The 16,962-nt window shown below is 66.3% G+C and carries 15 protein-coding genes; 10 read left to right on the plus strand and 5 right to left on the minus strand.

The features are described 5' to 3' along the window. The first annotated feature begins 363 nt into the window (after positions 1 to 363). The 7 genes from MKW15_RS05320 to MKW15_RS05350 all read left to right on the plus strand — a co-directional run bounded on the left by MKW15_RS05320 (position 364) and on the right by MKW15_RS05350 (position 8,349). Complete coding sequence (locus tag MKW15_RS05320; protein WP_240856546.1) at positions 364 to 1,539, plus strand: LLM class flavin-dependent oxidoreductase; 1,176 nt, start codon at positions 364 to 366, stop codon at positions 1,537 to 1,539. A gap of 55 nt (positions 1,540 to 1,594) precedes the next feature. Then, positions 1,595 to 2,707 carry a dimethylsulfone monooxygenase SfnG gene (gene sfnG / locus MKW15_RS05325; protein WP_240856547.1) on the plus strand — a complete coding sequence of 371 codons (1,113 nt, stop codon included), beginning with the start codon at positions 1,595 to 1,597 and terminating at the stop codon, positions 2,705 to 2,707. Beyond that, on the plus strand, positions 2,704 to 3,936 hold the full coding sequence (locus MKW15_RS05330; protein WP_240856548.1) for an SfnB family sulfur acquisition oxidoreductase: 1,233 nt from the start codon (positions 2,704 to 2,706) through the stop codon (positions 3,934 to 3,936). The genes sfnG and MKW15_RS05330 overlap by 4 nt, the downstream gene beginning before the upstream one ends. Before the next feature lie 86 nt (positions 3,937 to 4,022). Next, a complete protein-coding gene (locus MKW15_RS05335) occupies positions 4,023 to 5,639 on the plus strand; it encodes a serine/threonine-protein kinase (protein WP_240856549.1) in 1,617 nt (538 codons plus the stop codon). Then, the gene (locus tag MKW15_RS05340) at positions 5,639 to 6,565 is read left to right on the plus strand and encodes a serine hydrolase (protein WP_240856550.1); all 927 of its coding nucleotides are present in this window, start codon (positions 5,639 to 5,641) and stop codon (positions 6,563 to 6,565) included. Before MKW15_RS05335 ends, MKW15_RS05340 begins: the two co-directional genes overlap by 1 nt. Further along, positions 6,553 to 7,377: an N-acetylmuramoyl-L-alanine amidase gene (locus MKW15_RS05345; protein ID WP_240856551.1), complete on the plus strand. Its 825-nt coding sequence runs from the start codon at positions 6,553 to 6,555 to the stop codon at positions 7,375 to 7,377. Before MKW15_RS05340 ends, MKW15_RS05345 begins: the two co-directional genes overlap by 13 nt. Positions 7,378 to 7,512: 135 nt before the next feature. Beyond that, positions 7,513 to 8,349: a hypothetical protein gene (locus MKW15_RS05350; RefSeq protein WP_240856704.1), complete on the plus strand. Its 837-nt coding sequence runs from the start codon at positions 7,513 to 7,515 to the stop codon at positions 8,347 to 8,349. A 235-nt stretch (positions 8,350 to 8,584) separates the two neighbouring features. On the opposite strand, the gene MKW15_RS05355 is transcribed toward MKW15_RS05350, so the two are convergent. The 5 genes from MKW15_RS05355 to MKW15_RS05375 form a co-directional block, all read right to left on the minus strand. Next, positions 8,585 to 10,006: a YibE/F family protein gene (locus tag MKW15_RS05355; RefSeq protein WP_240856705.1), complete on the minus strand. Its 1,422-nt coding sequence runs from the start codon at positions 10,004 to 10,006 to the stop codon at positions 8,585 to 8,587. Positions 10,007 to 10,160: 154 nt separating this feature from the next. Beyond that, positions 10,161 to 11,084, minus strand: a complete 924-nt coding sequence (locus tag MKW15_RS05360) for a MetQ/NlpA family ABC transporter substrate-binding protein (protein ID WP_240856552.1) — start codon at positions 11,082 to 11,084, stop codon at positions 10,161 to 10,163. Positions 11,085 to 11,125: 41 nt separating this feature from the next. Next, positions 11,126 to 11,833, minus strand: a complete 708-nt coding sequence (locus MKW15_RS05365) for a methionine ABC transporter permease (RefSeq protein WP_240856553.1) — start codon at positions 11,831 to 11,833, stop codon at positions 11,126 to 11,128. Then, positions 11,830 to 12,837: a methionine ABC transporter ATP-binding protein gene (locus MKW15_RS05370; RefSeq protein WP_240856554.1), complete on the minus strand. Its 1,008-nt coding sequence runs from the start codon at positions 12,835 to 12,837 to the stop codon at positions 11,830 to 11,832. Before MKW15_RS05370 ends, MKW15_RS05365 begins: the two co-directional genes overlap by 4 nt. Further along, positions 12,834 to 14,234, minus strand: coding sequence for an LLM class flavin-dependent oxidoreductase (locus MKW15_RS05375; RefSeq protein ID WP_240856706.1), 1,401 nt, complete (start codon positions 14,232 to 14,234; stop codon positions 12,834 to 12,836). The genes MKW15_RS05370 and MKW15_RS05375 overlap by 4 nt, the downstream gene beginning before the upstream one ends. Before the next feature lie 171 nt (positions 14,235 to 14,405). On the opposite strand from MKW15_RS05375, the gene MKW15_RS05380 reads away from it, so the two are divergent. From MKW15_RS05380 to MKW15_RS05390, 3 genes are all read left to right on the plus strand, one after another. After that, a complete protein-coding gene (locus MKW15_RS05380; protein WP_240856555.1) occupies positions 14,406 to 14,909 on the plus strand; it encodes a mycothiol transferase in 504 nt (167 codons plus the stop codon). A 176-nt stretch (positions 14,910 to 15,085) separates the two neighbouring features. Beyond that, positions 15,086 to 15,991, plus strand: coding sequence for a cation diffusion facilitator family transporter (locus MKW15_RS05385; protein WP_240856556.1), 906 nt, complete (start codon positions 15,086 to 15,088; stop codon positions 15,989 to 15,991). A 35-nt stretch (positions 15,992 to 16,026) separates the two neighbouring features. Continuing rightward, the gene (locus MKW15_RS05390) at positions 16,027 to 16,956 is read left to right on the plus strand and encodes an LLM class F420-dependent oxidoreductase (protein ID WP_240856557.1); all 930 of its coding nucleotides are present in this window, start codon (positions 16,027 to 16,029) and stop codon (positions 16,954 to 16,956) included. The last annotated feature ends 6 nt before the right edge of the window (positions 16,957 to 16,962 follow it).

A 16,962-nucleotide genomic window follows, 5' to 3' on the forward strand; every position in this document is an offset into this window, starting at 1 on the left:
GTTTGCGGGGAGGACACCAAGGTTAGGGGAAGAGTTTCTTCCCCTACCTTCTTCGAGACGCTCCGGTGGATCGATGGTTCGTCTGCCGGGTCGGATCGCCGGGACGATCGGCCTCGTCTGAAACGGTCTTCCTGGCGTGCATCCGAGGGAAATGTGCCCTCGGTGGCTCCTCACGGAGACCGTTCCGGACGGCCTCACTCTTCCCGCCTCCACGATCGCCGACGACGTCGGCGGGTGGGTCGATGTTGCAACCAGGGCGATTTCAAGGGTGGGCAGCGCAATGATGTGGTCCGACACTACTCGTCGGACCACATCCGCGGGGGTTGGCGATCGCCTGCGCCCCGACCACATGAAAGGCACCTGGTGTCACTGCAATTCCACTGGTTCCTGCCCACGTACGGAGACTCGCGCAATCTGATCGCCGGTGGTCACGGCAGTCAGATGTCGGGAGACCGGCGGGCGGATCTCCGCTATCTCAAGCAGTTGGCGGGAGCGGCCGAGATCAACGGCTTCGAGGCCGTGCTCACCCCGGCCGGATTGTGGTGTGAGGACGCGTGGCTCACGACGGCGGCCTTGATCGACGCGACCGAGACACTCAAGTTCCTGGTGGCCTTCCGGCCGGGACTGCTCAGTCCGACGCTGGCCGCGCAGATGGCAGCGACGTTCCAGTGGCAGTCGGAGGGTCGCCTGCTGGTGAACGTCGTGACCGGTGGTGAGGCGAGTGAGCAGCGGGCGTTCGGCGACTTCCTCACCAAGAACGCGCGTTACGAGCGGTGCGGCGAGTTCCTCGACATCGTCCGCAAGCTGTGGACGTCACCCGAGCCGGTCGACGTCGTCGGGAAATACCTGCGGGTCGAGAACGCTCAGCTCGGCCGGCAACCCGATCCGGCGCCGGAGGTGTTCTTCGGTGGGTCGTCGCCTGCGGCAGGCGATGTGGCGGCCAAGTTCGCCGACGTCTACCTGACCTGGGGTGAGCGGCCAGATGCAGTGGCCGACAAGATCTCCTGGATCGACGGCCTCGCCGCGGCACAGGAACGACGCGTCCGGCATGGCATCCGGTTCCATGTGATCGCACGGGAGACCACTGAGCAGGCGTGGGCCGAGGCGGAGCGGTTGCTCACCGCGCTCGACCCGGAAACCGTCGCCAATGCGCAGCGCAATCTCGCGCAGTCGGAGTCCGAGGGTCAGCGTCGTATGTCCGAATTGCACGGTCGGGGATCGAATTTCGACGGATCCCGCGATCCGCGGTCGCTCCAGATTCATCCCGGCGTGTGGTCGGGTGTCGGCTTGGTCCGTGGAGGTGCGGGTACTGCGCTCGTCGGGTCGTACGCGGAGGTCGCCGATCTCATCGCGGAGTATGCAAATCTCGGACTCGAACACTTTGTGCTGTCCGGATATCCGCATCTCGAAGAGGCCTACCACTTCGGTGAAGGTGTGCGTCCTGCTCTTGCCCGTCTGGGGCTCATCGAGTCCGACGATCGTGGCCGCGAGGCCGTTCGCGGCGCATTCCTGCCGACCCTGCAAGCCGCTTCTTCCTGATCACAGCTGTTCTGCCCCAAGCTCTTCTGAACCAGCGCCAACCGAGAGGTAAATCATGTCCACCGAATCGATCGCCGACGAGATCAAGTTCGCCTACTGGGTACCCAACGTCAGTGGCGGCCTGGTCACCAGCACCATCGAACAGCGCACCAGCTGGGACTATGACTACAACGTGAAGCTCGCGCAGACCGCGGAGAACAACGGCTTCGAGTACGCACTGTCGCAGGTGCGCTACGAGGCGAGCTACGGTGCGGAATTCCAGCACGAATCAACGAGTTTCAGTCTTGCCTTGCTGTTGGCGACGCAGCGACTGAAGGTGATTGCCGCCGTGCACCCGGGTCTCTGGCATCCGGCGGTACTGGCCAAGCTCGGCGCCACCGCAGACCACCTGTCGAATGGCCGGTTTGCCATCAACGTGGTGTCGGGCTGGTTCAAAGACGAATTCACCCACCTCGGTGAGCCGTGGCTCGAACACGACGAACGTTACCGTCGCAGTGCGGAATTCCTCGAGGTGATCCGCAAGATCTGGACCGAGGACAACGTCGACTTCCGCGGCGACTTCTACCGCATCCACGACTTCACGCTCAAGCCCAAGCCGCTCAACACCCCCGAACGGCCCAATCCTGAACTTTTCCAGGGTGGTAACTCGACGGCGGCCCGTAGCAACGGTGGACGTTTCTCCGACTGGTACTTCTCCAACGGCAAAGATTTCGACGGCGTCACCGAGCAACTCGACGACCTGCGTGCGGTCGCTCGGGCGCACAGTCGCGAGGTGAAGTTCGGACTCAACGGCTTCATCATCGCCCGCGACACCGAAGCCGAGGCTCGGGACACCCTGCGGGAGATCGTCGAGAAGGCGAATCGTCCTGCGGTGGAGGGCTTCCGCGATGCCGTGCAGCAGGCCGGCAACTCGACCGGAAACAAGACGGGAATGTGGGCGGACTCGACCTTCGAGGATCTCGTCCAGTACAACGACGGTTTCCGCACCCAGTTGATCGGTACGCCAGAGCAGGTGGCCGAGCGGATCGTCGCCTACAAGCGTCTCGGCGTAGACCTGATCCTGGGTGGATTCCTGCACTTCCAGGAGGAGATCGAGTACTTCGGTGAGCGGGTGCTTCCGCTGGTCCGCGAACTGGAGGCAGCGCAGGAGCCCGCGGGGGTCGCGTGACCCGGGTGAGTTCGGCAGCCCGGATCGCCACGGCACGCGAGGCCGTGGCGATCGCGCGGGAGCTGGCAACCGAGTTCTCGGCAGGTGCCGCGCAACGGGATGCGCAGCGCCGGTTGCCTTTCGAGGAGATCGAGCAACTGTCATCGACGGGCCTGCTCGCGGTGACAGTGCCGCATCGCTTCGGTGGCGCCGACCTCCCACCCAGCGTCGTGGCAGAGCTGACCGCGATCATCGCGGCCGCCGACCCGAGCATCGCGCAGATCCCGCACAGTCACTTCGTGTATCTGAATCTGCTCCGTCTTGGTGCGTCCGACGATCTGCAGAAGCGGATCTTCGGCACGGTGCTCGACGGCGGCCGGGTGGCCAACGCGCAGTCCGAACGTGGCGGCAGGACCATCGCCGACATCTCGACGCGCCTGACGCCCACCGGCGGAGGGTTCTCACTCGACGGGGACAAGTTCTACGCAACCGGATCGCTGTTCGCCGACACCCTCGCCGTGCTGGCCCGTCTCGAGGTTGAGACCGACGATCATGCGCCGGGCGAATACGTGGCGTTCATTCCGGCGGACGCGGACGGGGTGGAACTCGTCGACGACTGGAATGGCATGGGGCAGCGCACCACCGGCTCCGGCACGGTGCGGCTGCGCGGTGTTCACGTCGGCGCCGACGATCTCGTGGCCCGGGCTCCCGCGGTGTCGGGGGCGACGGGCTATGGCGCCTTCGCGCAGTTGCTGCACGTCGCAATCGACACCGGAATCGCCCGCGGTGCGCTCGACGCGGCGGCCGAATTCGTTCGCAGCACGTCGCGTCCGTGGTTCGAGGCAGGAGTCGAACGCGCCGTCGATGATCCGCTCCTGGTGCAGCGGTTCGGCGAACTCGGCGTCGACGTTGCGAGTGCCGAGGCGACGCTCGCCGCAGCCGGCCGGAGCGTCGACCGCGCAACAGGATTCGGGGATCCCGACGACATCGAACCCGACGCGGATCCGGTGGCGGAGGCGTCGATCGCCGTCGCGGCCGCGAAGGTGGTTGCCGACCGGGTTGCGAACAGCGTGACGTCGGCTCTGTTCGAGGTGAGTGGTACACGCAGTGCGGGTGCGGACCTCAACCTGAATCGGTTCTGGCGTGACGCCCGTACTCACACCCTGCATGACCCGGTGCGGTGGAAATACCAGCACATCGGCCGATACGTGCTGCGCGACGAGAAACCACCGCTGCACGGCGTCATCTGAGGCCTGGTCATCCAAGCGTAGGACGGGGCCGAAGCCAATCGGTCGAGGGACAGACGGTGTCGGTGCCGGCGCTTATGCTTCTCGATATGGCAGAGAGTCGGGTGGACACCCAGTTCGGGCCGTATCGGCTCGATGAACTGCTCGGCCGTGGCGGCATGGGTGAGGTGTATCGCGCCTACGACACGTCCAAGGACCGGGTCGTCGCGCTCAAGCTGCTGAAATCCGGTCTGGCGCATGACGGCGTCTATCAGGAGCGGTTCCGGCGCGAATCGCATGCCGCGGCAAAGCTCGGTGAGCCCCACGTCATCCCGATCCACGACTGGGGCGAGATCGACGGGGTCCTGTTCATCGACATGCGCCTGGTGGAGGGCGAGGATCTTCGCGCCCTGCTACGTCGTGAAGGGGAGCTGTCGCCGGAGCGCTCGGTCCAGATCATCGAACAGGTCGCTGCGGCGCTCGACGCCGCGCACCGGCACGGACTCGTCCACCGCGACATCAAACCCGAGAACATCCTGATCGCGGAGAACGACTTCGCCTACCTGGTCGATTTCGGCATCGCCCACGCCGCCGAGGACACGCATCTCACGCAGGCCGGCACGGCGATCGGATCGATCGCCTACATGGCCCCGGAGCTCTTCGACGCGAGTTCGGTCAGCGCATCCAGCGACATCTACGGACTGACGTGCGTGCTGTTCGAATGCCTCACGGGTCGGGTGCCGCATCCCGCCAACACGGTCAGTGCCGCCATCAAAGCTGCCGTCCTGTCGCCACCACCGTCGCCCAGCGCGGTCAACGGCGCCGTCCCGCAGGCGTTCGACGCGGTCATCAGCCGAGGTCTCGACCCCGACCCGGACCGACGGTATCCGACGGCCAAAGAGCTGGCGGCCGCGGCGCGTGCCGCGTTGACCGGTGGCGACGTCGAGGCCACTGTGACTCCGAACGGCGAGAGTGAGACCAACATCATCCGCCGCGCCCCCAAGACGGTGATCGGCGCGCCGGTCAACCTGGCGAAGCCGGCCGATTACCCGCCCACCCAGGTGTCGAGCACCGGCCCGCAGGGGCCTGACGGAACCCGGAATCTCGGTGGTCCCCCACAGTTCTCGGGACCCCAGCAACATTCGGGACCACAGCAGTATTCAGGCCCCCAGCAGTACTCAGAGCCGCAATACTATTCGGGTCCCCAGCAGTACTCGGCTCCACCACCGAATTACCCTCCGCCGCAGGTCTATCCGGCCGGCTACCCGCCGTCGGAGCAACGCTCGACCGCCATTCCCGTGTTGATCGGCGTGATCGCCGCCGTCCTCATCGGCCTGCTGGCGCTCGGTGGGTATTGGCTGGCGACCCAGGGCAACGATTCGTCGTCGAAGAACGCGGACGCCGAGCGGTCCACGGTCACCCAGACAGTGTCGGCGCCGGAGACGCAGGAGACGACCACTGCGCCCACGACGACGGGACCGGCAGCGCCACCACCGGGGTCGGCTCCCTGCGACGCGACGGTCGGTATCGAAGCGGGAACGCCGACTACGTGTGGGTTCGCGTTCAACGTGCGAGACGCGTACCTTGCGTCGGGCCCAAAGGGGACCGGGAGAGTGGTCATTGCGTCCAGCCCGACGACGGGGCTGACGTATTCGATGTCCTGTGTGCCGGAATCGGGCATCGTCGTCTGCCGGGGTGGCAACAATGCGGTGGTGCACATCTACTGATGGCGATTCTCAGGCACACCCGTTTCGCACCCGTCGTCGCGCTGTTTGCTGCCACCGCGCTGGTGGCCGGCTGCGCCACATCGTCGGACTCCGCTGACCAGGCACCGGTCACCGTGACGGTCACCTCGACGGGCAAGGCGTACCCCGGCGGGTACGGCAAGTCGTCGTCGGCAGCGCCGCCGACCGTGTCCCGAGCCGGCAACTACCGCGCGCTGGCAGCCGGTTTCGCACGGGTCGCCGGGCAGACGGGTAACACGGTCGGGATCGCCATCGCCCCGGTCGGCGGAAAGGCCGTCACAGCGCTCACACTCGGTGACAAACACTCGCGCGTTGCCTGGTCGACCATCAAGGTGCCGCTGGCCGTCGCGGCAGAGCGCGAGAACGGCCAGAGCGCGGCCGAGACCGCGGCGATCGTCAACTCGGACAACGCGTCGGCCGAAGCGCTGTGGGCATCCCTGGGTTCGTCGACCGAAGCCGCCCGCGCCGTCACCGGTGTTCTGCGGGAGGGTGGCGACACCACGACTGTGGTGCCCTCGGAGCAGCGTCGCGCCGGGTTCACGATCTTCGGCCAGACCGTGTGGCCCTTACCGGCAGCGGCCACGTTCACCGCGCACCTGCCATGCATGCCCGGGACCGAACATGTGGTCTCGCTGATGGGTCAGGTTGCGGGCAACCAGCAGTGGGGTGTCGAGATCATGCGCACGCCGACGTCCACCGCTGTCAAAGGCGGATGGGGGCCGGGGGAGAGCGGCGGGTACCTCGTGCGTCAGATCGGTCTGATCACCCACCGCGACGGCACACAGACGGCGGTCGCGATGAGCGCGGTCGGGTCGTCGATGGGGGACGGAATCGCTGCGCTGAACTCGATCGGTAACTGGCTGAACCGCAATGTGGCGCGGCTACCGCGGGGCCGATGCGCAGGCTGATTCGAGCGGTGGCGGTCGCCGGTTTGGTGGTGGTGATCGGGGCGTGCAGCACGACCGACCCACCCGGTCCGACGAGCCCGCCGTACCGTGCCACCTCGGCGTATGCTTCCGCGAGCGCATCCTCGACGCCGTCCGCCGCGCCCTGCGACCGTACCGTCGTCGCGCTCGACCCGGGCCACAATCCGGTCACGGTCGACGGCTTCGATCCGGTGACCGGCGTCCGGCAGGTCGACTACCCGAACGGAGCCGAGGATCGGGATGTGTTCCTGGTGGCGCAGCGGGTGCGTGCCGCGCTGAGCGGCGTCGGATATCGCGTGGTCCTGCTCAAGCGCTCGGTCCGCGAGAACGTCACCTACCGGCAGCGGGTCGAGCGAGCGCAGGCGGCCGGTGCCGACATCGCCGTGAGTATCCACACCAGTCCGGGCGTCAATGCGGTGTTCCCGCAACGCGTCGGGCTCTATCGCGAGGGAACCGGCGCCGACGGTGAGCATCTGCGGGTGGTGTTCACCAACCGCGCCACCGCCGTGCGGTCCCAGCGATACGCGCGGCTGATCGCGGCCCGCCGAACCGCGATAGAAGGCCACCCGGTTGCGGTGACGGACAACGACTTCGGTGGACGCGCACCGTTGTGGTCGGGCAACATCCCGGTGATAGCCCTGATCGCCGACGACACACCGTGGGTCTACAACGAATTCGGCACAGCGGGTGCCGGCGGGTCCATCGCAGTCCCGAGGAGCCGTCTCGAGGACTACGCGCGTGGCCTGACCGCCGGGGTTCGGGCTGCCGTGCCGGTCTGCGCGGTGTCGCGATGAGGTCCCGATTGGGTCTCGCCGGGTGGCGAAACCCTGGATAGCCACTACTCTCATGTGTCTGCTGTGGCTAAAGGGGCTCATGTGATTAGAGTGAAACGTCTGTTCATCACGACCACCGTCGTCGCCTCATGTCTGATGGCCGGCGCGGGCTCGGCCTTCGCGGCGCCGGGCATCGCCGGTCTGCCTCTGCCGGAGCCGCTTGCGCGACTCCTCGCCCCGCCCGTGCCCGTCGAGAAGAAGCTGTCGAAGGGCTTTGGCGGCCTGCAGAAGTCGATGCGAAAGACGATGCCGGGACAGATCGGAATCGCGGTCGTCCCGGTCGGTAGCGACAAGGCAATCTCGTTGGGGCCGTTGAAGACCGGTCGCGCGTGGTCGACGTTGAAGGTGCCGGTGTCGCTGGCGGCGCAGCGGCAGAACGGAACCGCGGTCGCTGCCATGGAGAACAAGGCGATCACCTTCTCCGACAACGACGCCGCCGGGAAACTGTGGGGATCGCTCGGCGGTGGAGTTGCCTCCGTGAAGGCCGTCACCGGCATCCTTCGGGAAGGCCATGATCTGCGTACCCGCGTCTCGTCGGAGGCCGACGCCCCGCCGTCGTACCCCGGCTACACCCAGTGGGCCCTGGTCGACCAGGCGCGGTTCGGCGCCCACCTGCCCTGCATGGCGGGCAGCGAGCAGATCATCCGGTTGATGAGCTCGGTCGCACCGAATCAGCAGTGGGGGGTCGCGAAGGTGGGCCGATCGGCCGGTGCAGTGAGCGCGGTCAAGGGTGGCTGGGGGCCTGCCACCTCCAAGTCGCCCGGCTACCTGGTGCGTCAACTCGGCATCATCTCGACCACCCGGGGGCAGTTCGCCGTTTCGTTGGCCGCCGTACCCAAGAGCGGCAAGTTCAGTGACGGCGCCAAGATGCTCAACCGGATGGGCGCGTGGTTGGGCAAGTACCTTGCCGAACTACCTGCGGGTCGGTGCTGACCTGAAGAGTTCGGGACAACCCGCTGGCCGTTGGAAATCTGTACCTGTGAGGCCGGCCAAGTACACAGTGCACTTGGTGGGGTTGGCAGGTACATCTTTCCAACGGGTCGGGAGCGTCGGTTGGTAAGACGGCAATGTCGTCGCACCAGGGCTAATGGGGGCTGTCGCGGCTAAGCCGGCGGGAGGGGCCGCTCGTACCCCAGCTGGCGGGAAGTGGACTCTTTTCATCGACAGCTCACTCCGGCAGTGAATGGCGTCCGGTGGGGCGGGGTGCCGGTGGTGGCGTCGGTCGCGGTGCTGACGTCGGGGTCGCTCGCGGCTTCGCCGTAGGCCGCGACGGTGCCGGCGTCGGAGACTGGGCAGCCGACCCCATCGGACGGACGAGTGCGGCTGCGATCGCCGTGGTGAGCGGCACCGACAAGGCAATCGCGATACCGCCGACGAACGACCGTGCGAGTTCGACGGCGACGACGTCGGTGGTCAGCAGAGACCCGAGCGGCTGCTGTGCCACCGAGAACAACAGCAGGAGTGGGAGCGCGCTGCCCGCGTACGCGAAGACCAGGGTGTAGACGGTGCTGGCGATGTGATCGCGCCCGACGCGCATCGCCGCGCGGAAGGTGGCCAGCCGTGTCGGCTCGCCGGCGGCCGCCAACTCGAACGCCGCCGACGCCTGGGTGATGGTGACGTCGTTGAGCACACCGAGAGTGCCGATGATGAAGCCGGCGAGCAACAGACCACTGATCGAGATGCCGCCCTGATAGACCTGCAGGTTGGTGGTCTGGTCTCCCGAGAGGCCGGTCAGGTTCATCGTCCTGATTGCCAGCCAGCTCAGCACCCCGGCCAGGACCAGCGACGTCAGCGTGCCGAGCAGCGCCGAAGATGTGCGCAGACTCACGCCGTGCGCGAGGTAGAGCACGACGAACAGGATCGCCGCCGACGACACGACCGCCACCGCGACCGGCGAAGACCCGGCGAGGATCGCAGGCAACGTGAACACTCCGAGCACGAGGAACGCGAACGCGAGCCCTAACACCGACCGGAACCCACGCCACGCGGCGACCAGCACGATCGCGGCGACGAACAGCAGCGCCCAGATCAGCGTCGCACGTCCGCGTTGGAAGTCGAAGAAGGTGTAGCGGTCACCGCCGTCGGGTCCGGGGACCGTGGACAGCCGGATGTCGTCGCCGTCGTGCAGCGTCGGCTGACCGGCTTGCGGATCATCGAGCGCACCGGGAGCGACCGCCACCGAGTCGGGTCCCGAACCGGTCTGTGCACGGTTCGTCGGCACCTCCAGGACGGTGTACTTCCCCTTGTCGGAGCCGGAATCGAGCCGGACGGTGTGCAGGATGCACGGGCCGTTCTCGACCGGGTTCACCGGAACATCGGCGGTGTCGAGGACCGTGCCGGCCACCGAATTCAGACAATCCGCACGGATGTGATCGACGACCTCGCCGTCGACTGTATGGATGGATCCGCCGTCGGCCGCCCGGAACTGCGGAGGAATCGGATGTGCTGAATCCGAGGGCCACAGCACGACCGTGCCGATCACGACGGCCAGCCCGATGACGCCCAGCGCCCCGATCACCAGCCACTTGGCGTACGGCGACAAGACATGCGAGATGTCGGAGAGGTGACCGTGGCCGTGCGAATGTCCGATATGCGAATGCCCGGTACCGCTCGAGGCGGTACCGGGCTTCGCGGCTGTCGCGGGTGCAACTGCGCCGTCGTTGTCCGAGTTGCTACTCGATCTCGACCATTTCACTTCGACACCCTATGCGCATGGCGGTATCGAGTTCCATAGGGCGGGATTTCTACAGCGGCAGCAGAATGTTCTTGACCGAGGGATCGGTGCGCAGGAAGTCCTGGACGGCAGGATCTTTGAACGCCGCGACGAGCTTCTTGATGTTCTCGGTGTCCTTCCACTTGGTGCCGATGGTGAGCTGACCGGCAAACTCGTCCGGGGCGGGCGGCGCGAAGATCTGCTTGTTGATGTCGATGTCTGCCGCCAGGTAGTACTCGGTGTATCCGACGGCCGCGTCGAGGTCGGCGAGTGACCGCGACTGTGCCGCGAAATCGAGCAGTTTGAACTGCAGGCCGCGCGGATTGTTCGCGATGTCGTCCTGCGTGGCCTGCCACTTGTTGATGCCCGGCTTCAGTGTGATCAAACCGGCCCGCTCGAGCAGCCACAGACCCTGCGCCTCGTTGGCCGGGTCGGAGTAGAGCGACACGGTCGCGCCCTGCGGCAGATCGGCCGGACTGCGGTAACGGTCCGACCAGATGCCGAAGCCCCAACGGAACACCGGAGTGGCTGCCTCCAACCCGAAGTCGGGGTTGGCGGCCAGCACCTGACCCAGCCACAGCTTGTGCTGATAGATGGTGCCGGCGACCTCCCCGTCGCTGACGGCTCGGTTGAGCGTGGTGGAGTCCGACAGCCCCTTGAACGCCACCTTGATGCCGTACTTCGGCGCGACGTTGGTGGCAATGTAGTTGACGAGCGCCTCTTCGGCGGCGTTGCCCTCGGCGGTGACCACAATCAGTGTGGCGCCGGCAGTTTCGTTGGCGGACGTCTCTTCTGGGCCAAAGAATCGCCACCCGATGACACCGAGAACGACCACCGCGACCACCACCAACGCGGTGATCAGCGGCCAGCGACGACGCTTGGCGATCTCGATATCCGACCCGCCGGGCGGTGCGGGCGTAGGGGTTTCTATCCCGGAGTCGGTTGAACTGGACATGGGGGTGCCTTTCGAGGGAGGGGGGTTGAATCGATTGCCGCTCAGCGATTGACGCGGCGGGACTTCTCCGGCGTGAGGCTGCGCACCAGCGCGTCGCCGACGATCTGGATGAGTGCGACGGTGATGACCAGGACGATGATCGTGGCGACCATGACGGCGTGGTCGAATCGTTGGTAGCCGTAGGTGACGGCGACATAGCCGAGACCGCCGGCGCCAATCGTGCCGGCGATGGTGGAGTACTCGATCATCGCGATCGTGTTGATCGTCAGGCCGCCGATGATGTTGGGCAGGGCTTCGGGAATCTGTGCGGTCCAGATGATCTGGGTGTTGGACCCGCCGGATGCCTTGGCGACGTCGACCACCGACGACGGCACCGCCCGCAGCGAGTTCTCCACGATCCTGGTGAAGAACGCGATCCCCGCGATCGACATCGGAACGACGGCCGCGGCGATCCCGATGTTGGTACCGGTGACGAATCGTGTGAACGGGATGATCGCGGTCATCAGCACGAGGAACGGCAGCGACCGTCCGATGCTGATCACCCACGACAGCGGTGTGTGCAGTCCACGATTCTCGAAAAGCCCGCCGGGGGCGAGGTTGTGGATGAGAGCTCCGAGTGGAACCCCGACCACGAGCACGACGATCATCACGATGCTGACCATCAGGACGGTGTCGACGAACGCGGGGATCAGTAGATCGGGAATCTCGTTGACCGGGACCGTGATTGCGGCGAGATCGAGGCGCGTCACGCAGCGACCTCCACCTGATGCCGATCGAGCACGCGCGCGGTGATGCCGAGTTCCTGGGCGGATCCGACGAACGATGCGGCGTGACCGATGGGAACCGACACGGTCAGGTCGCCGAAGGACACACCGTCGACGGTCTGAACCGACGCACCGAGTACGGCGATCGGAATGCCGAGGTTTCCGCCTATTCGGGTGAGCCAGTCGGCGGGCACGGTGGCAGAGTTGTAGATCACCGAGATCGCCGACTGTCCCGACGCCGTGTCGGCGCTCGGTCCACGTGGTCGAAGTGATTGTCCGAGTGGAGATTCGGGATCGAGAACGAGGTCGGCGACGCGACCGCGCTCGACGAGACTGCCACCATCGAGACGCCCCACCGTGTCGGCGACGCGGACGATGGTGTCCATCTCGTGGGTGATGAACACTACCGCGAGACCGAGGTCGTCGCGGACCTCGGTGAGCAGCCGGAGGAAGGTGTCGGTGGCAGCCGGATCCAGACCAGAGGTCGCCTCGTCGGACAGGAGGACCGATGGTTTCAGCGCGAGTGCGCGGGCGATGCCGACTCGTTGGCGCTGACCGCCGGACAACTGATGGGGATAGAGTCCGGCCTTGTCGGCGAGCCCGACGCGATCGAGCAGTTCGGCAACGCGTTGCTTGGTGGAAACCTTGGTGGCCCCGAGGTATTCGAGTGGCAGTGCGACGTTGTCGGCCGCGGTGCGTCGCGAGAGCAGGCTGGCCGACTGAAACACTGTGCCGATACGACGCCGGGCGTCGCGCAACTGCGTCGACCCCAGCGACGACAGATCTTCGCCGTTGACGATGACCTGCCCCGAGGTCGGCCGTTCGAGCAGGTTCAAACAACGGGCGAGGGTGCTCTTGCCTGCACCGGACGGTCCGACGACCGCAAAGATCTCGCCCTGTTCGACCCGGAAGTCGACCCGGTCGAGCACGGTGCTCGGATTCGTCGACCCGACGCCGAACACCTTGGTGAGCTCGACCGCCTCGATCATCGGACGCCCCCGGTCACGAGACGGGCGGCCGTGCGTGCCGAGTCGTCGATCGTCGAACCCGTACCACCCGGCCGGAAGGTTGAGCCGCGATGGTTGTCGGGGAGCAGATCACCGCGCCCGAACAGCTTGTGCCGCAGGGTTCCTGGAACGTACGCGCGGTCGTACACGCCGCGTCGCTCCAGTGCGGGTACCACGTGGGTGACGATGTCCTCGAACGAGCCCGGCGTGACCGCGTAGGCGACGTTGAACCCGTCGACGTCGGTCTCGTCGACCCAATCCTGCAGTGCTTGCGCCACTTCGTCGCCCGAGCCGATCAGGACCGGACCCATCCCGCCGATGCCACCCCAGGCCGCGATGTCGCGGACCCGCCATTCCTCGCCGCTGTCGGTGGCCTGGCTGAATGCGGCGACGGCAGACTGGATGGCGTTGCTGTGGACGTTGCCGATCGGTTCGTCGATGTCGTAGGTGGACAGATCGATTCCCATCCAGCCGGACATGAACACCAGCGAACCCTCCTCGCTCGCATACGACTGGTACTCCTGCGCCTTCACGCGCGCGGCTTCCGGGGTCGAGTCGGTGATGATCGTCAGCAGTGTGTAGATGCGGGCGTCGTACGGGTCGCGTCCCGCGCGCACGAGTTCTTCGCGCACTTTGGCCACGGTGTCGCGCAGAATCGCCTTGGTGGGGGCCGCCACGAATATGGCCTCGGCGTTCTCGGCAGCAAAGCGTCGGCCGCGTGGCGATGCGCCGGCCTGGTAGATGACCGGGGAGCCCTGCGGTGACGGCTCGGCGAGGTGAATGCCGGGAACCGTGAAATGTGTTCCGCGATGGCCGATGTGGTGGACCTTGTCCGGGTCGGCGAAGATGCCGTTCGCTCGGTCGCGCCGGACGGCGTCGCGCTCCCAGGAGCCTTCCCACAGCTTGTACAGCACAGTGAGGTACTCGTCGGCCTGGTCGTAGCGGCTGTCGTGTTCGGGCTGGTCGTCGGCGCCCATGTTGCGTGCCGCGGCGGGCAGATATCCGGTGACGACGTTCCAGCCGATCCGGCCCCTGGTGAGGTGGTCGAGGGTCGAGAGTCGACGCGCGAACGGGTACGGGTGCTCGAAGCCGGTTCCGGTGGTGATGCCGAATCCGAGGTGCTCGGTGGCATGCGCCATCGCCGAGACCAGCAGGAGTGGATCGTTGACCGGGATCTGCGCACCCTGGCGGATGGCAGCCTCGTCGGTGCCCGCGTACGCGTCGTACGTCCCGAGCACGTCGGCGATGAACAGGCCGTCGAATCCGCCGCCCTCGAGGAGCTGGGCCAGGTTCACCCAGTAGTCGATGGTGTTGTACTCCCAGGACCGATCGGCCGGGTGACGCCACAGTCCGGGTGACTGGTGCGCAACGCAATTCATGTCGAAGGCGTTGAGACGGATCGGGCGTGGTGATATCGGTGCAGGCACTCGGACGATGATGCAGACCGATGTCGGCGGCGGCCATCGTTGTACGCAGCGCGAGCGTAAATCGTCCGCCCGCGTGAGGCCGATCCGAGTCCGTGCTGGTGGGAATCCGGCTAGCCTCGACGTATGCGCTCCGCGGACATACTCCTTGATTCACTGAGCCGAGTCGCCGAGAACGTGCACGCCGTCGTCGACGACATCGCCGTCGATGTGCTCAATCGCGCGCCCGGCGACGATGCCAACACGATCGCCTGGCTGGTCTGGCACCTCACGCGAGTCCAAGACGCACAGGTCGCCGATGTCGCCGGCACCGACGAGGTCTGGGTGGCCGACGGTTGGGCCGACAGGTTCGCGTTGCCGTTCCCCGTCGGCGAGACCGGTTACGGCCAGTCGGCGGCCGACGTCGCACGCGTGGTGGTCGACGACCCGTCATTGCTCACCGGCTATTACGACGCCACCCACCGCGCATCCGCGGATTATCTTGCGGGCCTGTCGGATTCCGATCTCGATCGGGTTGTCGACACCAACTGGGAGCCGCCGGTGACCCTGGGCGTCCGGTTGGTGAGCGTCATCGACGACGACGCACAGCACATCGGACAGGCCGCGTATCTGAAGGGCTTGTTCTCCTGACCAGTGCGCTCGGCCTGGGTGTCCCTCCGCTCCCTGTGCCACCCACCGCTCCCTTGGGTCCCCTCCGCTCCCTGAGGTGCGAGGAGCGCAGCGACGAGCCTCGAAGGGCCCGCTCATGAGAGGATCGGATGTGTGACGGATGAGCAGCAGAAGCGCGAATCGCGGACGGCGATCTGATGGTCACCGTCGTCATCGCCTTCGCGATGAACATCCTCGTCGCCGTTGCCAAATCGATTGCCGCAGTGCTCACGGGCTCGGCGTCGATGGTGGCCGAGGCCGCACATTCGTGGGCGGACGCGGGTAACGAGATCTTCCTGCTCATCGCCGAGCGACGAGGCGCCCGCGGGCGCGACCGTAAGCATCCCTTCGGGCACGGTCGAGAGACCTACATCTGGGCGATGTTCGCGGCGTTCGGTTTGTTCACCGTCGGCGCGGTGGTCTCGATCATGCACGGCATCACGTCGCTCGCCGATCCAGAGCCCGACACCGATTACCTCGTCGGCTATATCGTGCTGGCGATTTCTGCTGTGCTGGAGGGGGTTTCGTTTGCGCAGTCGGTCCGCCAGGCGAAGGCTGGCGGCAACCGCTTCTCGATGTCGCCGTTGCGGTTTCTCAACCGGACCTCCGACACGACGTTGCGCGCGGTGTTCGCCGAAGATGCGGCCGCCCTCGTCGGCCTGGCGATCGCCGCTCTCGGCATGGCCTTGCACGAGATCACCGGATCTGCGGTCTGGGATGCGTTGGGTTCCATCCTCGTCGGATGCCTCCTGGCCTACATTGCGGTGTTCTTGATCAGGCGAAACAGCGAGTTCCTGGTGGGGCAGGTGGCGTTGCCGTCGGTGCGCGACGACATGTTGCGGCGCCTGCGCGAGCACGCCGCCATCGATCGCATCACCTACTTGCATGCCGAATACGTGGGTCCGATGCAGTTCTATCTGGTTGCTGCCGTCGACATCGTCGGCGACATGGCCGAGCACGAACTGGCCGTCGCGCTGCGCAGCCTCGAGGCTGAGCTCGAGCAAGACGAGGTCATCGTCGAAGCGGTCCTGACGCTGTCCACGCCCGACGAACAGTCGTTGTAGGCCACCACCACTGCCGACGAGCGTAGGTTGAAGTCGTGGACCTCCGCATCTTCACCGAACCCCAGCAAGGCGCGACCTACGACGATCTTCTTCGCGTGGCACGCGCGACCGAGGAACTCGGCTTCGACGCCTTCTTCCGTTCCGACCACTACCTGGCCATGGGCTCCGACGGGCTGCCGGGACCGACCGATGCGTGGCTGACGTTGGCCGGACTGGCCCGTGAGACGTCGCGAATCCGGCTCGGCACCCTGGTCTCCTCGGCCACGTTCCGTCATCCCGGCCAGTTGGCGATCGAGGTCGCGCAGGTCGACCAGATGAGCGAGGGCAGAGTCGAATTGGGTTTGGGTGCAGGCTGGTTCGAGCGGGAGCATGCTGCCTACGGCATTCCCTTCCCATCGATGGGGGACCGCTTCGACCGTCTCGAGGAGAGCTTCGAGATAGTCACCGGACTGTGGGAAACCCCCGAGGGACGCACCTTCGATTACGAGGGCGCGCACTACCGGCTGACGAACTCGCCTGCACTGCCCAAACCGGTGCAGCGGCCGCGGCCCCCGATCATCGTCGGCGGCAGCGGCAAACGCCGAACTCCCGCCCTGGCCGCTCGCTTCGCCGACGAGTTCAATGTGGTCTTCGCGCCGGTCGACGAGGCGAACGCGCAGATCGGCCGGGTGCGCGCCGCCTGCGCGAAGTCGGGGCGACGGCCGGAGACTATCCGATTCTCCGCTGCGCTCGTGCTGTGCTGCGGAGCCGACGACGCGGAGTTCGGGCGCCGTGCCGATGCCATTGGACGCGCCCCCGATGAGCTCCGCGAGAACGGTGCCGCCGGCACTCCCGACGAGGTCGTCGCGACCATCGAACGGTATCGGGAGCTGGGCGTCGACCGGGTCTACCTGCAGACTCTCGATCTCGACGACCTCGACCATCTCGAACTGGTGGCGGCCAAGGTCGCCCCGCAGTTGGGCTGACGGGAG

Origin of the sequence: Gordonia gummivorans (assembly GCF_022513585.1) — a bacterium.
GTDB lineage: Bacteria > Actinomycetota > Actinomycetes > Mycobacteriales > Mycobacteriaceae > Gordonia.

Excerpts from the sequence above, each read along its gene's own strand:
- sfnG (WP_240856547.1), top strand. The coding sequence starts at position 1,595 with ATGTCCACCGAATCGATCGCCGACGAGATCAAGTTCGCCTACTGGGTA.
- MKW15_RS05335 (WP_240856549.1), top strand. The coding sequence starts at position 4,023 with ATGGCAGAGAGTCGGGTGGACACCCAGTTCGGGCCGTATCGGCTCGAT.
- MKW15_RS05340 (WP_240856550.1), top strand. The coding sequence starts at position 5,639 with ATGGCGATTCTCAGGCACACCCGTTTCGCACCCGTCGTCGCGCTGTTT.
- MKW15_RS05345 (WP_240856551.1), top strand. The coding sequence starts at position 6,553 with ATGCGCAGGCTGATTCGAGCGGTGGCGGTCGCCGGTTTGGTGGTGGTG.
- MKW15_RS05350 (WP_240856704.1), top strand. The coding sequence starts at position 7,513 with ATGGCCGGCGCGGGCTCGGCCTTCGCGGCGCCGGGCATCGCCGGTCTG.
- MKW15_RS05360 (WP_240856552.1), bottom strand. The coding sequence starts at position 11,084 with ATGTCCAGTTCAACCGACTCCGGGATAGAAACCCCTACGCCCGCACCG.
- MKW15_RS05370 (WP_240856554.1), bottom strand. The coding sequence starts at position 12,837 with ATGATCGAGGCGGTCGAGCTCACCAAGGTGTTCGGCGTCGGGTCGACG.
- MKW15_RS05375 (WP_240856706.1), bottom strand. The coding sequence starts at position 14,234 with ATGAATTGCGTTGCGCACCAGTCACCCGGACTGTGGCGTCACCCGGCC.
- MKW15_RS05380 (WP_240856555.1), top strand. The coding sequence starts at position 14,406 with ATGCGCTCCGCGGACATACTCCTTGATTCACTGAGCCGAGTCGCCGAG.
- MKW15_RS05385 (WP_240856556.1), top strand. The coding sequence starts at position 15,086 with ATGGTCACCGTCGTCATCGCCTTCGCGATGAACATCCTCGTCGCCGTT.